This is a genomic window from Gryllotalpicola daejeonensis (genome assembly GCF_039538145.1).
Taxonomy (GTDB): domain Bacteria; phylum Actinomycetota; class Actinomycetes; order Actinomycetales; family Microbacteriaceae; genus Gryllotalpicola; species Gryllotalpicola daejeonensis.
Map to the genome: position 1 here is coordinate 2,590,659 of NZ_BAABBV010000001.1, position 16,895 is coordinate 2,607,553.

Consider the following 16,895-nt stretch of genomic DNA (forward strand, 5'->3'; position numbering starts at 1 on the left):
ATGTGGCGTGGTCTATGAATTAGTCCAGCGAGCGATCGGCGCCTGGTGTGGGCGCTTGGGGCTCTCGCAGTGAAGCGGGAGTCGGTGTGGCTCGTTCAGGGTCGTTCCTTTTGTTTGCTGGCCGGCTGGGCTCGGTCGCGGCGGCTACGGCCGCGTTGCTGGTCGTGACGGTCTTGGTGCCGGGGGCCGGGGATGTCGCGTCGGCGGCGCCGAAGGCGGCGAAGCCCGCGGTGGTGACGGTGGCGCCGGATGTGGTGTCGGCGCAGGTGGATGCTCGCGCGCAGGGCAAGCGTGTGGAGGTGCTGTCGGAGCGGACGGAGACGTCGCAGACGTTCGCGAACCCGGATGGATCGTTCACGAGTGAGTCGACGGCGGGTATCTCGCGGGTGCGAGACGCGTCGGCGAAGGACGGCTGGCGGGACGTCGATCTGTCGTTGCAGAAGCGAGCCGACGGGTCGATCGCGCCGGTGTCCCCGGTGAACGATCTCGTGCTGAACCCGGGCGGTGCCGGGTCTGGGTCGTCGCCTTTGGTGTCGGTGTCGGATCGGGCGGGGACGGATTCGGTGGCGCTGTCGTGGCCGGAGGGGGATCTGCCGAAGCCGGTGATCTCCGGGGATACGGCGACGTACAAGGATGTGCGGCCGGGTCAGGACCTGGTGGTGCAGGCCACGCGCACGGGGTTCGAGCAGTCGCTGGTGTTGAAGTCGAAGCCGGCGTCGGCGGATGCGGCGAAGCTGGTGCTGCCGGTGGTCTCTCACGGCTTGTTCTTCACGTCGAAGACGAACGCCGGGGACACGGTCGTCCAGGTGACCACGAAGGCGGGGAAGGTGGTCGGTGGCCTGGGGCCAGCGGTCGTCTCTGATGCTCAGTCGGATGCCCGCACGGGCGCGCCGGAGCACACCGGCGTCGCGGCGCAGCAGGTGGAGAGCGTGGACGGGGCGCCCGCGCTGGTGGTCCAGCCGTCGCAGGAGTACCTGGATGCGGCGCAGTACCCGGTGGTGGTGGACCCGTCGGTGTCGCTGGGGTCGGACTCGGCGGATACGTACATCGACTCGGGGTTCCCGACGACGAACTACAACGCGGCGACGCTGCTGCATGTGGGCACGTATGACAGCGGGGCGCATGTGGCGCGGGCGCTGGTGCGCTTCGATGGGGTGCCGATCTCGGGGACGCAGATCCTGTCGGCGACGCTGAACCTATGGGCGGAGCACTCATCAAGCTGCACGGCGACGCCGTTCACGATCTACCCGGCGAACTCGGCGATCGCCTACCCGTCGATCACCTGGAACAACCAGCCGGCGATCAACACCGGCTCGACGGTGACGGCGTCCTCGGCGGCCGGCAGCAGCTGCACCGCCGCGGGCTGGGTGAGCACGAACGTGGTCACGCCCCTGCAGTACTGGGCCACCGGCGCCGCGACCACGGTGGGGCTCGAGGTGCGGGCGAGCGAGACCGCGAACGCGTCGTACAAGCGCTTCAACTCGGCGAACATGGGCGCGTACATCCCGAGCCTGACGGTCACGTACAACCACTACACGGCCGCCCCGACGTCGATGTCGGTGGCGGGGCAGTACACGGCCAGCTCGGTCCCGTACGTCTCGTCGAAGCGGCCGACGCTGCAGGCGGCGGCCACGGACCCGGACGGGGATTCGGTGACGCTGCTGTTCGAGCTGTACAACGCGAACACGTTCGCCGCGGCCAACAAGCTCGGCACCTGCACCGTCACGGGCGGCTCCTCCGGGCATGTCTACGGGTGCTCGGTGGCGGTGGACCTGTCCGACAACACGGCGTATTTCTGGCGGGTCGGGGCCCATGACAGCCATACGACGACGTTCACGTATGCGGTGATGTACACGTTCACCACGGCGATCGCGAAGCCTGCGGCGCCGGTGATCTCGTGCCCGTCCCCGTACAGCAATGGCTCGTGGCAGCAGGCCGCGCCGGCCTCGAACGTGTCGTGCACCGTCACGACGCCGGCCTCTTCCGTGTCGTCGGCGCCGGTGAAGATCACGACGAGCGTGGACGGGGTGGCCGCGGTCTCGACGGCGGTGACGAAGGGGTCTGCCGGGTCGGCGACGGTCTCGGTGCCGAAGACGGTCGGCGCGCACACGGTCACCGCGTACAGCTCCTCGGTGGACGCTATCGTCTCGAGCACGGTCTCCTACTCGTTCGGGTACGGGGCGGCGTCGATCACGTCCCCATCGACGGGGTTCAAGACGGCCGACAGTGTGCACGTGGCCGCCTCCGGGCCGCCGCGAGGTGCGGCGACTGCGGTGACGGCGCAGCTGCAGTGGTCGGGTCCGGGCGTGGACTGGACGAGTGTCGGCAGCCCGACGACCGTCACCCCGGATTCGGCGACCGCGCCGGCTGCCGCATCGTTCGACTGGGACACCACGACCGCCACCGGCGGGGACATCGACGCCCGTCAGGTGACGACCCTGCAGCTGCGGGTGCACTACGCGTACACCGGTGGCCCCACCCAGGACACGAAAGCGGTCACCGTGGTGCGCATCCCCCACGCGTTCGGCGACGGGTTCCCGACTGCGGATGCCGGCGACGGGACCGTGGCCCTGTGGACCGGGGAGCTGAACACCTCAAGCAGCGACGTTTCGGTCACCACGGCGGCTGACAGCCTCGGGATCTCCCGCGACTTCTACTCGTACGCCGGCCCGCACACGGCCGTGAACGGCATCTTCGGACCCGGCTGGTCGGCGAGCCTTGACGGGTCCGGCCTCGGCTACGCCGGGGCGGACGTCGCGGACGAGAACGCCAAGCGCCCCACCGGCCAGGCCGCGACCGGCGCGATCATCCTCGCCGGGACCAGTGACGGGGACCTGGTCTTCGACCCGCCGTCCGGCGCCACCGGGCCGAGCCCGACCGGCGTGTACACGCCGGTGGATGACGACACCGCCCAGACCCTCACGACCCTCGCGGTGACCGGCAGCGGCGGTGTGAAGACGCTGACGGCCACCCAGCACGACGGCACGGTCACCACGTGGACGCTGTCGTCGGCCTCCGGCACCCCGACCTGGACACCCACCGGGGTGGCGCAGGCCGGCCAGCAGGGCACGACCACCTACAGCGCCGACAGTGCCGGGCACATCACCCGGATCCTCGCCGCCCAGCCCTACGACGACGCCCTGTCGTGCCCGGCCACCGGCGCTCTGAACCGCGGCTGCGCCGCGCTGACCCTGACGTACACCGGCACGGGGACCGCAGCGCGGTTGAGCGAAGTCGACTACACCGCCTTCGACCCCAGCACCGCCGCGATGAGGACGACGGCGGTGGCGACGTACACGTACGACTCCGCGAACCGGCTTGCGACCTTCACCGACCGCTCCGGCCTCACGACCGCCTACACGTACACCACCTCCGGGAACCTGACCCTGCTGGCGTCCGAGACCGCGACCGGGTCGGCGCCGTGGACGTACGACTACGACAGCGCCGGGAAGCTGCAGAAGGTGAACCGCGGCCCGGCCTCCGGCACCGGCAATGACGTGACGTACGCGAGCTTCGCCTATGGCCTGAGCCCCACCGCCGCAGGGATGCCTGACGTGACCGCCTCGACGGTGAGCGACTGGGGGCAGCAGAGCCCACCCACCCACGCGTGGGCAGTGTTCGGCCTCGACCACCCCGTGACCGGCACCCCGACCGCCGCGGACCTGCCGTTCGGGCAGCTGTACTTCACCGACGACGAGGGGTACACGGTCAACACCGCCACCTTCGGCTCCGGCCGCTGGCTGGTCACCTGGCAGGCCTACGGCCCTGACGGGACGCCCACCGACTCGCTGACCGCCGCGCAGACGCAGGCCGCCGTCGACCAGATCGCGACTGGCGGCAGCGTCGGCCCCGATGCCTCGCAGACGATCACCCGCTACCTGCCCGAGGTCCCGAACCCGGACGATGCGGACGACCCGATCGTGCCGAAGGACACGACCCCGACCGATGTGTGGTCCCCGGTATACGACGCCACGAGCGACGACGGGATCGTCAGCCAGTACCGGCAGCACACACACTACGCGTACGACCTGGGTGCGCCCGGTGGCGGCATCAACGCCAGCACCGGCAAGCCGTATCTGCTGCCCACCGAGGTGACCGTGACGCTCGCCGACCCGGCCACCGCCACCGATAACCCGGACACGGCCCTGCCTTCCGGGGAGACGGTCATCTCCGACACCGTGTACGGCTACAACCCGATCGACGGCGCCGACCCCGCCGGTCCGACCTCCGGATGGACCCTCGGCCAGCCGACAGTGACCACGAAGGTGCTCTCCTCCTTCGGTGAGCCGAACGTGGCCACCAAAACGCTCTACGACGCGCACGGGCAGGCGCTTGAGACTCTAGCGGCCGGCTCCACCGGAGCAGACTCCCTGACCACGAAGACCATCACCTACAGTGCGGGCGCGAACGCGGCTGACGCGGCCTGCGGAAGCAAGCCGGAATGGGCGGGACTGGAATGCTGGACGGGCCCTGCCGCGCCGCCCGCGCACGGCGTGAACATCGCAGATAAGCGCGTCACCGGCTACGACTACTGGCTGAACCCCACCACCACGGTCGAGACCTCTGGCAGCGGCGCCGCCGAAGCGACGCGCACCACAACCGACACCTACCTGCCAGACGGCCGCCCGGACACCGAGAGCATCGCAACCTCGAACCTCGACGGGTCCACCCCGGTCCCGACGACCCAGGTGCGCTACGACACGACCACGAAACAGGAGATCGGGACCTCGACGCTGAACGCGGCCGGCGACGTCACCTCCTATGACGAGGCGGCCTTCGACGCATGGGGCCGGCAGATCAGCTACCGCAACTCCCTCGACGACACCACCACCACAACTTACGTGAACCCGGGCACGCCAGGCGCCGGGCAGACCAAGACGGTCACCACGCCGGTCTCGACCTCCACCTACAGCTACGACGGAGCGGACGCTGCCGGCAGGACCGAGCACCGGGGCCTTGTCACCGCGCTGACGGTCTCCGGAGTCGGCAGCTACACGGCCGCGTACAACTCCGACGGGAACCTCACCACCCAGACACTGCCCGCCGGCATCACCCAGCAGCTCGGCTACGACGACTCCGGACGCGTGATCTCGCTGGAATACGACGGGCAGAAAACCGACCCGGAAGGCAACGTCACGACCGGCGCCTGGCTGAGCTTCTCCCGCGACTACAACCAGAACGGGCAGGTCCTGCACGACTGGTCCCCGGCAGGGGCCAGCAACACCCTCACCGGCTACACCCGCCAATACAGCTACGACGGCGCCGGACGCCTCATCCAGGTCAACGACGCAACCGACCCCGACAGCGGCGATACCACCTGCTCCGTGCGGCAGTACTCCTTCGACCAGCACGGCAACCGCACCAACCTCACCGCCACACACGACCTCGACGGATGCACCACCGACGCCACCGCCGCGGACGCCACGCAGACGACCAAGGCCTGGACCTACGACGCAGACTCCCGGCAGCTCACCAGCGCAAACGCGGCCGGCACCTACAGCTACGACGCATTCGGACGCCAAACGACGCTCCCCGGCTCCGACGCCCCCGATCCCACCGTCGGTGACGTGACGGTGGCCTATTACGACACGGACTCCGCACGCACTATCGCCCAAGGCGACGCGACGACAACGTACGGGCTCGACCCGAACGGCCGGCGGGTTACAGCGACGACCGTGGGCGCGGGCGCGAGCACTGCGACCAATCATTACGGCGACGATTCCGACAACCCAAACTGGGTCACGAACGCGGACACGTCAGGCGTCAGTACCACGGCGTACACCTCGTCGATTGCCGGTGGCTTGTCCGCGTCCGCGACGAGTGCGGCAGGCAGTTCAACGACAGGTCTCGACCTCGCCGACCTGGGGGCAAACATCGTCGCCACCGTGACTCTACCGACGACCGGGAGTGCGATAGGAATTGATGCCTTCTCGAGCTATGACGAATATGGCAACCCTCAATCTACGTATCCGCACAGCGAGGGCGCGAACTATGGATGGCTCGGAGCACAGCAACGGGCCGCCGACGGTGCCGGATTGCTATTCATGGGCGCCAGAATATACAACCCAGCGTCCGGGCGTTTTACCAGCGTCGATCCGACCTCCGGAGGAAACGAAAATGTATACAATTACCCGAATGATCCGATAGATCAGGCCGACCTCAGCGGCGAGGTCGCCGCGTGGATCATGGCACTCGTTGTCTTCGACTTGTCTATGGACTGGAACCCCGTGGGTTGGGCGCTAGCAGCGGTGTTGGCTGCCATTGGCATCGTGCTAATCGTCATGGCTGTCATCAACTATCGAAACACCCATAAGAAAAAGGTGAATAGTCGGCAAGGCGCGAAGATAAACTTGGGCAAGTCTGGCTATAAGAATCGTCGAAGTGCTGAGTCGGCAGCAAAACAGTGGGCGAAAAAGGAGCAGCAGAAGAACCGGGGCCGCGGTTGGCAAGTTGTTTATCGCGGTCAGGACTATCCCGGGGCACGACACGTTCATGTGGATGTCTACCACAACGGCGTAAAGCAATTGACGATGCATTTTTACTGGTAGGAGCCGTAGCTTTTGGATTGGAGATCTCATGTGGGTAGATGAGTCACGTACGGTAAATGTTGCGATGATACCGCGCCCCTGGGAATTGTTTGACGGTGTACTGCGCCATGAAATCGAAGCGTTGGGGGTGTCCGAAGCGGACGCGATTGGTCGCCGGCTCTTTGAATTGCGACAAAAAGAGATGAGCCTCGCGCAGGAATACGCCGCGAAATTGACCTCGGAACAACTGTCGACCGAGAGTAGGTACGAGGGAGACACGTCTATGTCATTCCCCGTTATAACGCGAAGCGCTGACAGCGAATTAGTTGATGATCTAATGTCGCAAATCCAAGCGCTGGACTCGCGATGGCGACTTGACGTTGCCGTTTATGCGGAGGAAGGATTTGATGCAGTCCGCGCGGGCGCACACAAGCCCCGGTCCTGGTTTCGTTGGTTCCGGCGGCAGTAGCGGTCGGGAACTGCGCAACGGCGATGAATAGACAGCCACCGGTGCGCTAGACGATATGGGTCTTCGGCCGGGCTGTTGAGGCTGGGGGCTCGATTCGCGTAAGCGTGGGTCGGCTGGCCTATCCGACAGGCGAATGTGGAGGCCCCAGTTGTTTGCTCAGCGTACGAGCGTCGGGCTCGATGTGCACGCGCGCAGCGTGGTTGCTTGCGCGATCGATTAGGCCACCGGCGAGGTGGTCCACAAGCGGTTCGGCTACGAGCCGGCCGAGGTCATCGTGCCCGTCTGGCGATCGTGCAGTGGCCGCCGGACGCACCGCGCGGGTCGGTGACGACGTTCTGCGCCGAGCACGGGATCTCGCGGGAGACGTTTTACGCGATCCGGAAGCGTGCCGCGGTGGAGGGGCCGGCGGCGGCGCTGGAGCCGCGGTCACGGCGCCCGAAGAGCAGCCCGTCACGGGTCACAGCTGAAGTCGTGAAGCAGGCACTTTGGGGTGCGTGCGGTGTTGGAGGCCTCGAGCTTGGGCCCGCTACGCGGTCGCCTCCCACGTCTCCTGGGGTGAATCCTCCGAGGGTGCGATCGCGGTCGTGAAGAAGGCCATCGCCGCGCACGGCGTGCCTCAGCGGCTGCTGTCGGACAACGGGGCGGCGCTGAACCCGACGAGGCGTGGGTAGCTCGGCAAGCTGGTCGCCTACGTGCGATCCCTCGGCGTGGAGCCGATCACAGGCAAGCCATACAAGCCGACCACGCAGGGCAAGAACGAGCGCTTCCACCAGACGCTGTTCCGGTTCCTGAACAAGCAGCCGATCGCCGAGACCCTCGAGCAGCTGCAAGCCCAAGTCGACGCCTTCGATGCCATCTACAACGCCGAGCGGCCGCACCAGGCACTGCCCGGCCGCATCACCGCGCAGCAGGCATGGGAGGCCACCCCGAAAGTCGAAGCGCCCAGGCCCGTGGCACCCTCGACGCCGGTCGTGAGCCCATCGGACGAGATCCGCGTGAAGAAGACCACGAACACCGACGCGGTCGAGTTCCGCGGCATCCGCTTCGGAATCGGACGAGCTCGCGCCTAGCAGATGGTCTGCGTCATGGACGCTGGCCCCACGGTGATGATCTTCGACCTGAAAGGCACGCTCCTGATCGAGCACCCCTGGCCCAAGGCCGGGATCAAGTACGTCAGCAACGGCCGCCGCCGCGACCGGCACGCAAAACCGTCTAGCTGTTACCGATGTCCTGAGATATGAAGTGTTACCGATGTCCTGACACAGATTCGTCACCGATGTCCCGAGACATGACAAAGAGCCGCGGGGTTGGTGCCCCTCCACTTGCCCACATTTTGCCCACAACTGAAGAAGATCCAAGGTGATCAGGGTCATCCAACGTGATCGAAAAACCCCGGATTTCCGGGCATTTTGCCCGAGATCCGTCCATATCAGGGGCTTCACTAGAGCGCACGACTCATAATCGTGAGGTCGCGGGTTCGAGTCCCGCCTCAGCTACCAAGACCCCCGAAACCCTACGGTTCCGGGGGTTTTCGCTCATCCGGCGTTGGGTGGACCACCGCCGCGGGCGTGCGTGGGTCGCAGAGAGCGAGCAGCGAGTGAGTCAGCACACAGACCGGTCCGAGTTGGACATCACGTATGCCGTTGTGGGCGGCACCGAGCTGCGACTGGACATCCACCGCGCGTCAGCGCCCGACGCTCCCGTCGTGGTGTATGCGCACGGCGGCGGTTGGGCACGGGGTAGCCGCACCGACCGAGCGGGCACCCGCCTGGCAGGCCTCGCCGAGCACGGCGTCACCGTCGTCTCGGTCGACTATCGGCTCGTGCCGGAGGCGCACTTCCCGGAACCCGTTCATGACGTGAAGGCGGCCATCAGGTGGCTGCGAGCACACGGCGAGCAGCTCGGCCTGCCGACGGACCGATTGGGAGGCTGGGGTGCATCCGCCGGCGCCTATTTGGTCTCACTCGTGGCGCTGTCGCCCGATGACCCGGCACTCGAAGGCGACGTCGGCGGAAATCAGGATCACTCGAGCTCATTGCAAGCGGTCGTTCACTGGTTCGGTCAGACGGATCTGGCGCGCGCGGCTGCCCGAAGTGAGCTGGAAGCCCGGATTCTGCCTTTTCACTACGAGTCCGACTTCCTCGGGGTCGGCCCCGGTGATGACGTCGGCGGCGACGGGGTCGGGCGCAGCACGGAACTCAGCCTGCTTCGCCGGGTCACGCGTACCGCGCCGCCCTTCCTGTTCGCGCACGGGGACAGCGACCGCGTCATACCGGCCTCTGAGAGCTTCGCTTTGCACGACGCTCTCGCCCGCGCCGGCGCGAGCAGCCGGATCGAACTGCTCGGCGGTGCCGGCCATGAGGATGCCGCGTTCGATGCACCGGCCTCCCTCGCGACGACCGCCGCCTGGCTCCGGGCGGTGCTTCAGCCGCAATGACACAGCGGCCCGCCTGCGCAGAGGCGGGCGGGCCGCTGAGCCTGCGACGACGTCGGGTCAGCCCGCCAGCGAGACGATCCCTGCTTCGACGTCACCGGGCTTGCCGTACTGGGCGCCGGTGATGACGAAGATCAGCCCGCGGTTCTGAGGTTCGCCTGGGCCTTCGAGGGGCATGGTGAACCGGCTGTACCCGGCCGGCATCGGTGACGACAGACGCGTCCAACTTCCCGGGTCACCGAGGTCGCGGTTGATGAAGAAGTCCTGGTTGTCGTTGTCGGTGACCACGATCGTGCCGTTCGACCCGCCGTATGCCGACCACGAAACGACCGGCGCCGCGTTGGGTGCGACGCCGTTCTGATCGACGAGCGGCGTGTCCTCGGAGAAGCGGAACGACTCGGGATCCTTCGCGATGCGGTAATGCACGTGGTAGGTGTAGTTGTTCTGGTCGGGGTTGACTGGGTCGTCGGGCGCGCCGAACTCGTAGGTCATGATCCACAGGTCGCCCTTCAGCTGGGCGACGGTCGTCATTCCCGGGCGATCTGCGTACGCCCCTCCTGTCGCGTCATCGACGACTGGTCCCCACGTGCGCAGGTCCGTGCTCGTCTGGTGGGCGAGCTTCTGCCCATAGTTCGGATCGCGCTGGTCCGAGTAATAGCAGATGAGCTTGTTCTCGTGGAGCAGCAGGAACGGCTCCCACACCGGCGTCGCACCGTTGGTGGTGTCAGGCGGGCCGCCCTGCGCCACGGTGCTCAGGAACTGCCAGGTGACGCCACTGTCGGTGCTCGCATAGAGCCGGATGTTCGTGCTGGTGAAGTTCCCGAAGTCATTGCACGCGAAGAGCAGCGCTCCCTTCGGGAGCCCCCCGAAGGCACGCGGCAGCTCGTAGAGATACGGCTGCAGATACAGTCCGGACGCAGTGCCGGCGTTCGGAACGTTGCCCACCTTCGTCCACGTGCGGCCGTCGTCGTCACTCCGATAGATCGGGAAGCCCGGGTCTGCGGCACCCTGGAATGTCGCGAGAATCGTGCGCGACGATCCCGCCGGCCCTGAGCTGAGTCGCACGGCGCGTGCGTACGACGGGCCGCCGAGCGGGCCGTTCGCGCCCGAGGCCACGACCACCGGCCCGAAGGGAGTTTCTTGCGCGGGTCTTGCCGCGCTGCTCGCGCTTGCCTGGCTTGCGAACGCCGGGCCGGCGAGCCCGAGGCTCATGCCCGCGGCCGCTGCGGCCCCCGCGCCGAGAAGCGTCCGCCTCGAAAGCGGCAGCCCCCGGTCACGGCGATCACTCGGTTCAGATGCGTCTGGTCTCTTCACTTGCTGCCTCCCCATTGAAGCGCCCTCCGCTGCCGCGGTGTCGGTCCGCGTGGCCCCGAAACGGGGGCGTTCGCAGGCTAACGCCGGAATTGTTCTGGCTTCAAGCAAATCGCGAATCGTCCGTCCATGTGCATCCGCACCGGCATCCGGCAAGCCAGAGCGCCCTGGCGCACAGAACCGAGACCCTGGCATATCGTTACGCGATGATGGCGTTCGCGCGGGAACGCTGTCTGCGTGACAACCACTGCGTGACCACCACTGCGTGACAACCACTGTGCGACCACCGCTGCGTGAACCGCGGAAAGGGTCGCATGGTCAGTCACAAGGACTGAGCCAAGCGTTCTGAGGAAGTCAATGACACTGGAACCCCTGGATGCCGCCGGCCTGCCGCAGCCGGTCGACGTGTCTGACAACACCGCGGACCTGGCCAGGGTCGACGAGGTGATCGCCGCGGGGCCCTTCGACGCGACCTGGGAATCGCTCAGCGGCTATCGGCCGCCGCGGTGGTTCGCCGAGGCGAAGTTCGGCATCTTCCTGCACTGGGGCGCCTATTCGGTGCCTGCGTTCGAAACCGAGTGGTACCCGCGCAACATGTACCGGCGCGGCAGCCCGGCGTTCGAGCACCACGTCGCGACGTACGGGCCGCAGAGCACGTTCGGATACAAGGACTTCCTGCCCGCCTTCCGCATGGAGAAGTTCGACCCAGCCGAATGGGTGGCGCTCTTCAAGCGGGCCGGCGCGCAGTACGTCGTCCCCGTCGCCGAGCATCATGACGGCTACGCGATGTACGAGACGAAGCGGTCGCGATGGAACGCCGCGCTCATCGGCCCGCGGCGAGACGTGATGAAGGATCTGCTCACCGCTGTGGACGACGCGTGGCTGATCCGCGGCGCCTCATCGCATCGCGCCGAGCACTGGTTCTTCATGAACGGCGGGCTCGAGTTCGACTCCGACGTGCGGGACCCCGCCTACGCGGACCTCTACGGCCCAGCGCTCCGCAAGGAGATCAGCCCGACCGAGCGCTTCCTCGAAGACTGGCTGCTGCGCACCGTCGAGATCATCGACAACTACCGCCCTCAGCTGCTCTACTTCGACACCGGCATCGAAGAGCCGTCATTCGACCCGTATGTGCGCCGCCTGGCCGCGTACTACTACAACCGCGCGGCCGAGTGGGGCAGAGAAGTCGTCATCAATTACAAGTGGGATGCCTTCGCCAGCGGCGCCGCAGTGCCGGACATCGAGCGCGGCACCGCTCCCGGCATCCAATCGATGCCCTGGCAGAACGACACGTCGGTGTCCCGCACCTCGTGGAGCTGGGTCGAGGGCCACGACTACAAGACGGCCACCGAGCTGATCGCCGAGCTGGCAGACGTCGTCTCCAAGAACGGGAACCTGCTGCTCAACATCGGGCCGAAGCCCGACGGAACCATCCCGGACCCGGAAGCGCGTCTTCTCGAGGAGATCGGGGCGTGGCTCGCGGTGAACGGGGAAGCGATCTTCGGCACCACTCCGTGGACCACCTACGGCGAAGGCCCGACCCAGACCCTGGCGGGTTCCTTCGTCGATGCCAGCTCCGCGCACTACTCCGACGCGGACTTCAGGTTCACCACGATGACCGAAGTCGGTCATCGCTACGTCTACGCCATCGCACTCGCGCCGTCGCCGAGCGGACGCCTCTCCATCCGAAGCTTCGCAGCGAGCAGCCGTCTTGTGGGAGAGATTCGCGACGTTCGCGTTCTCGGCCACAGCGGCACGGTGCAGTGGCGACGCGGTGACGAGGCGTTGGAGGTCGAGCTGCCTGAGGAGTCGCGCTCCCGCGCGGGTGGCTCCGTCGTTCGGATCGAGCTCGAGCCCGAGCGCGACGGCGAGCGCATCGACTTCTTCCACGGCCTCTGGATCTAGGCAGTCGCCTGTGCACGTCCTCGTCTCTCTCGAGGAGGACATCGCGACGGGGCAGATCCCGCCGCGATCTGCCGCTGTTGCCGGCATCCTCGATATCTGAGAATCGGACCATGAGCGGCATGCCTGCGCGCACCGGGCGCGCGGCCATCGATCTCTCGCGCAGAGACCTCCCTGTCGACCTCGCGCGCGTGTTCGCGGTGGTCGTGGTCGTGATCGTGCACATGCTGATGATCGGCGTGGGCTACCACGACGGCGAGCTCGTCGTCACGCAGCCGTTGCAGCAGCAGTCGTGGTACACGGCGGCGAGCCTGTTCGGGCAGGTCATGCCGCTCTTCTTCGCGCTCGGCGGCTTCGCGACGCTCACCTCCTATCAGCGGCGCGTGCCAGCGCCGGCCGAGTTCATCCGCAAGCGCACTCTGCGGCTGGCGCGACCCGCGCTGCCGGTGTTCGTCGTCTTCGCGCTCGCCGGGTGGCTCGCCTATTTCCTCGGCGTCGACCCGCAGCTCGTGAACCTGACCCTGCAGGGCGCCGGAACGCCCCTGTGGTTCTTCGCCGCCTATCTGCTGTGCCAGGCGTGCGCCCCGGTCATGGTCGGGTTGCATCGCCGGCATCCACTCGCCACGCTCGTCGTGCTCGCCGCGGGTGCCGTCGCCGTCGACGTCGCGCGCCGGCTGAGCGGGCACGTCGCGATCGGCTGGCTCAACTTCGTCTTCGTCTGGCTTTTCGTGCAGCAGATCGGATTCCTGTACGCAGACGGCACCCTGCGACGCCGCCGCGCGCTGACGCTCGGCGCCTTCGTCGGGGCCGTCGCAGTGCTCGCGGTGCTGCTGTGGGGCGGTGTCTACAACATGGACATGCTCTACAACCTGAACCCGCCGTCGGTGCCGCTGATGCTGCTCGGCATCGCGCAGCTGGCGCTGCTCGTGCTGCTGCACCCGCTGCTCGATCGGCTGATGCGCACCCGGCCCGCGCAACTCGTCGTCTTCGCGATCGGCACCCGCCTCATGGCGGTCTACGTGTGGCACATCACGTGTCTGCTTCTGATCAGCGCGATCGGCCTGGTCATTCCGCACGGGCTGCCCGACCCGGGCTCGGCCGCCTGGTGGAAGTCCCGGCCGCTGGTGCTTCTTGCGACCTTCGCGCTGATCTTCCTCATCTCGCTCGGAACGGCGCGCCTCGAGCGTGCGCCGCACGTGCCGAGACGATTCCGGGCGCCGGGTCTGCCGACGGTGCTTGCCGCCGCGGCGGTCGCGTTCCTGCCGATGTTCGCGATCACCGACTGGGGCATGGGCCGGTGGCTCACGCTCGCCGGGCTGGCCGGGCTTGCTGTGGCTCTGCTGCTGCTGCGCCCCCGCCGCGCGCCGGACGAGGGGCACGACTCGCTCCGGCCGTGAGCAACCGGATCAGCCGGGTCGCCCGGAGCTCGAGCTGCCGTCGAGCCGCTGCACCGCGTCATCGGACTCGGCGACGATGAGCGCCGCGGCCTCAGCGGCCGCCGCTGCGTCGCCCGCAGCGACCGCGAAGGCGACGTCGCGATGCAGCCGCAGCGCGTCGGGGTTCGCCTCCGTCGGCATGAGCGCGTGCTGCGTGCGCCCGACGAGAACGGATTCGACGGCACCGGCGAGGCGCGCGAGCATCGGGTTCCCTGAGGCCTCGAGCAGCACGCGATGGAAGCGCAGGTCGGCCTCGAGGTAGGGCTGGCCGTCCGCCTCGTGCGAGTGCCGCGCGAGGTCGTGCGCGGCCTGGCTCAGTGCGCTGCGCTGGGCGGCATCCGCTGCGCTCGCCGCGAGCCGTGCCGCGAGCGGCTCGACCGCCGAGCGCAGCTGGCTCAGCTCGTGCAGCTGCCGCAGCCGGTCGGGGCCCGCCAGTCGCCAGCGGATCACGTCGGGGGAGTACAGATCCCACTCGCTCGCGGGCTGCACCTCGATGCCGGCCTTTCGGCGCGAGCGCACGAGCCCGAGCGTCTCGAGCACCCGCACGACCTCGCGCACGGCAGAGCGCGAGACGCCCTCTGCCGACGCGATGTCACCGCTGAATAGCCGCGCGCCGGCTGGGTACTGCCCATGCACGATCGCGGCGCCGAGGCGCGCGGTCAGCCCTCCGTGCACGGGAGCGAGGCGCGGGGCATCCGTCATGGGTAAAACATACAACTCCACGAGTGCGGCGTAATATGACGGAGTTATTCCTGTCGAATCCCGGCGACCCACGCCAGATCAAGGACGCTCATGGCACTGACACACGCATCATCCGCACTGCTGACCGCGGCCGCGGCAGCCCAGCATCACGCGAGCGACGGGCGGCTGATCTTCGCAGCCCTGCTCGGCATGGCCGTGATCATCGTGCTGATCACGTGGCTCAAGCTGCACCCCTTCATCTCCTTGCTCATCGGCGCGCTCGTGGCCGGCATGACCGCCGGGCTCGCGCCGACCGCCGCCGTCACGAGCTTCTCGAACGGGTTCGGCTCGACGAGCGCCTCCGTCGGCACCCTGATCGCCCTCGGCGCGATCTTCGGCAAGCTGCTCGCCGACTCGGGCGGTGCTGACCGCATCGTCGACACCCTCGTCAGCCGCGCGAGCGTGCAGGCGCTGCCGTGGATCATGGGGCTCGTCGGCGCCATCATCGGTCTGCCGATGTTCTTCGAGGTCGGCCTCGTGCTGCTCGTGCCGGTGATCATGCTCGTTGCGCGCCGTTCCGGTCTGCCGCTGATGCGGGTCGCGGTGCCGACCATCGCGGGCCTGTCGGCGATGCACGGCTTCGTGCCGCCGCACCCGGGCCCGCTCGCCGCCATCTCGGCCGTGCACGCGAACCTGGGCGTCACGCTCGGGCTGGGCGTGATCGTCGCGTTGGTCGGCGTGATCGTCGCGGGCCCGCTGTTCGCGGGCTTCGCCGCGCGCTGGGTGCCGGCCGACGTTCCGGCGCTGTTCGAGACCGGGGATGCCTCGACCGCAGACGCCGGCAGGGGCGCCGTCGACACCCCGCGCACCGCAGCCATCAACCTCGGCGGCCGCGGCGACCAGCTGCGCCAGGCGGATCAGGCGGCGCACCCCTCGGCGACTCGCCGCCCCGGCTTCTGGCCGACGCTCGTGGCGATCCTGCTGCCCGCTGCGCTGATGCTCATCGCCGCAATCATCGACATCGCCGACGCGAACGACCCGGCCGCATGGAAGACGGTGGTCGACTTCATCGGCACGCCGCTCATCGCCCTCGGCATCGCGGTCATCGTCGCGATGATCGTGCTCGGCCGCGGTGCGGGCTTCAGCCTCAAGCGCACCTCGAGCGTGGTCACCGACGCGCTGCCGCCGATCGCCGGCATCATCCTGATCGTCGGCGCGGGCGGCGGCTTCAAGCAGGTGCTCGTCGACACGAAGATCAGCGACGTCATCTCGACCTGGGCCTCACACAGCTCGATCAGCGTGTTCGTCCTGGCGTGGGTCGTCGCGGTGTTCATCCGCGTCGCGACGGGGTCCGCGACCGTGGCGACGATCACCACGGCAGGCATCCTCGAGCCCGTCACGCACCACCTGTCTACGCCGGGCGTCTCGCTGCTCGTGCTCGCGATCGGCGCGGGGTCGCTGTTCTTCTCGCACGTGAACGACGCGGGGTTCTGGCTGTTCAAGGAGTACTTCGGACTCTCGATCGGCCAGACCATCAAGTCATGGTCGATCCTCGAGACGGTGCTCTCGGTCGTGGGCATCATCGTCGTGCTGGTGCTCAGCCTGTTCGTGCATTGACCGGGCTCGTCAGGTCGGGCTGTTCGTCAGGCAAGGCCCAGCCCTTCCCAAGTAAGGCAGACCTAACCTAGTGTGATGTTCATGGGCTCCCGTCACCGCAAGCGCCCCGCCGACCGCGTCTTCATCGCCGGCGACCTTGCCGACCTGGCGGCGATCCAGCACACGCTCGCGGTGCTGCCCGATGACGCATACGGCCAGGTCTTCATCGAGGTCCTCGACGAGCGCGACGAGGTCGCACTTGTCGCACCGCCTCGGGTGACTGTCACCTGGCTGGCGCGTGCGACGCGGCCGAGCGCGATGAGCGCGCTCACCTTCGCCGCGCACGGCGAGGCGCTCGCGACCGCGATCGCCGGCTGGGTGGGCGAATGGATGCCTGCCGCAGCGGACCCCGGTGAGAGCACGGTCATGTGGATCGGCTGCGCCGGCAGTGCCCACATCGCCGCTCTGTACGACGTGCTGCAGGCCCGGCTCGCCGGGCTCAACACACTGCCCGATCTGTCGCACCACCTGAGTTGAAC

General features: G+C 67.8%; 9 protein-coding genes and 1 pseudogene. 8 read left to right on the forward strand and 2 right to left on the reverse strand.

Translation table 11 applies throughout. The features are described from left to right. Positions 1-164: 164 nt before the first annotated feature. The 4 genes and pseudogenes from ABD736_RS12575 (at position 165) to ABD736_RS12585 (ending at position 9,433) form a co-directional block, all read left to right on the forward strand. On the forward strand, positions 165-6,548 hold the full coding sequence (locus ABD736_RS12575; RefSeq protein ID WP_344792123.1) for a DNRLRE domain-containing protein: 6,384 nt from the start codon (positions 165-167) through the stop codon (positions 6,546-6,548). Positions 6,549-7,278: 730 nt separating this feature from the next. Beyond that, positions 7,279-7,437: pseudogene (locus tag ABD736_RS16390) on the forward strand (helix-turn-helix domain-containing protein); the annotation flags it as partial. Between the two features lie 266 nt (positions 7,438-7,703). Further along, on the forward strand, positions 7,704-8,066 hold the full coding sequence (locus ABD736_RS16395) for an integrase core domain-containing protein (RefSeq protein WP_425555016.1): 363 nt from the start codon (positions 7,704-7,706) through the stop codon (positions 8,064-8,066). A gap of 527 nt (positions 8,067-8,593) precedes the next feature. Then, entirely contained in the window at positions 8,594-9,433 is an 840-nt protein-coding gene (locus ABD736_RS12585) for an alpha/beta hydrolase fold domain-containing protein (protein WP_344792124.1), read from the forward strand. Between the two features lie 57 nt (positions 9,434-9,490). On the opposite strand, the gene ABD736_RS12590 is transcribed toward ABD736_RS12585, so the two are convergent. Continuing rightward, entirely contained in the window at positions 9,491-10,552 is a 1,062-nt protein-coding gene (locus tag ABD736_RS12590) for a hypothetical protein (RefSeq protein WP_344792125.1), read from the reverse strand. A 546-nt stretch (positions 10,553-11,098) separates the two neighbouring features. Between ABD736_RS12590 and ABD736_RS12595 the strand changes: the two genes are divergently transcribed. Continuing rightward, complete coding sequence (locus ABD736_RS12595) at positions 11,099-12,646, forward strand: alpha-L-fucosidase (RefSeq protein ID WP_344792126.1); 1,548 nt, start codon at positions 11,099-11,101, stop codon at positions 12,644-12,646. A gap of 110 nt (positions 12,647-12,756) precedes the next feature. Beyond that, positions 12,757-14,040 carry an acyltransferase family protein gene (locus ABD736_RS12600; RefSeq protein WP_344792127.1) on the forward strand — a complete coding sequence of 428 codons (1,284 nt, stop codon included), beginning with the start codon at positions 12,757-12,759 and terminating at the stop codon, positions 14,038-14,040. Between the two features lie 9 nt (positions 14,041-14,049). Here the strand turns inward: ABD736_RS12600 and ABD736_RS12605 are convergent, their stop codons facing one another. Then, a complete protein-coding gene (locus ABD736_RS12605) occupies positions 14,050-14,781 on the reverse strand; it encodes a FadR/GntR family transcriptional regulator (RefSeq protein WP_344792128.1) in 732 nt (243 codons plus the stop codon). Positions 14,782-14,871: 90 nt separating this feature from the next. On the opposite strand from ABD736_RS12605, the gene ABD736_RS12610 reads away from it, so the two are divergent. Beyond that, positions 14,872-16,377 carry a GntP family permease gene (locus ABD736_RS12610; RefSeq protein WP_344792129.1) on the forward strand — a complete coding sequence of 502 codons (1,506 nt, stop codon included), beginning with the start codon at positions 14,872-14,874 and terminating at the stop codon, positions 16,375-16,377. Positions 16,378-16,458: 81 nt separating this feature from the next. Continuing rightward, positions 16,459-16,893: an SIP domain-containing protein gene (locus ABD736_RS12615; RefSeq protein WP_344792130.1), complete on the forward strand. Its 435-nt coding sequence runs from the start codon at positions 16,459-16,461 to the stop codon at positions 16,891-16,893. Positions 16,894-16,895: the final 2 nt, after the last annotated feature.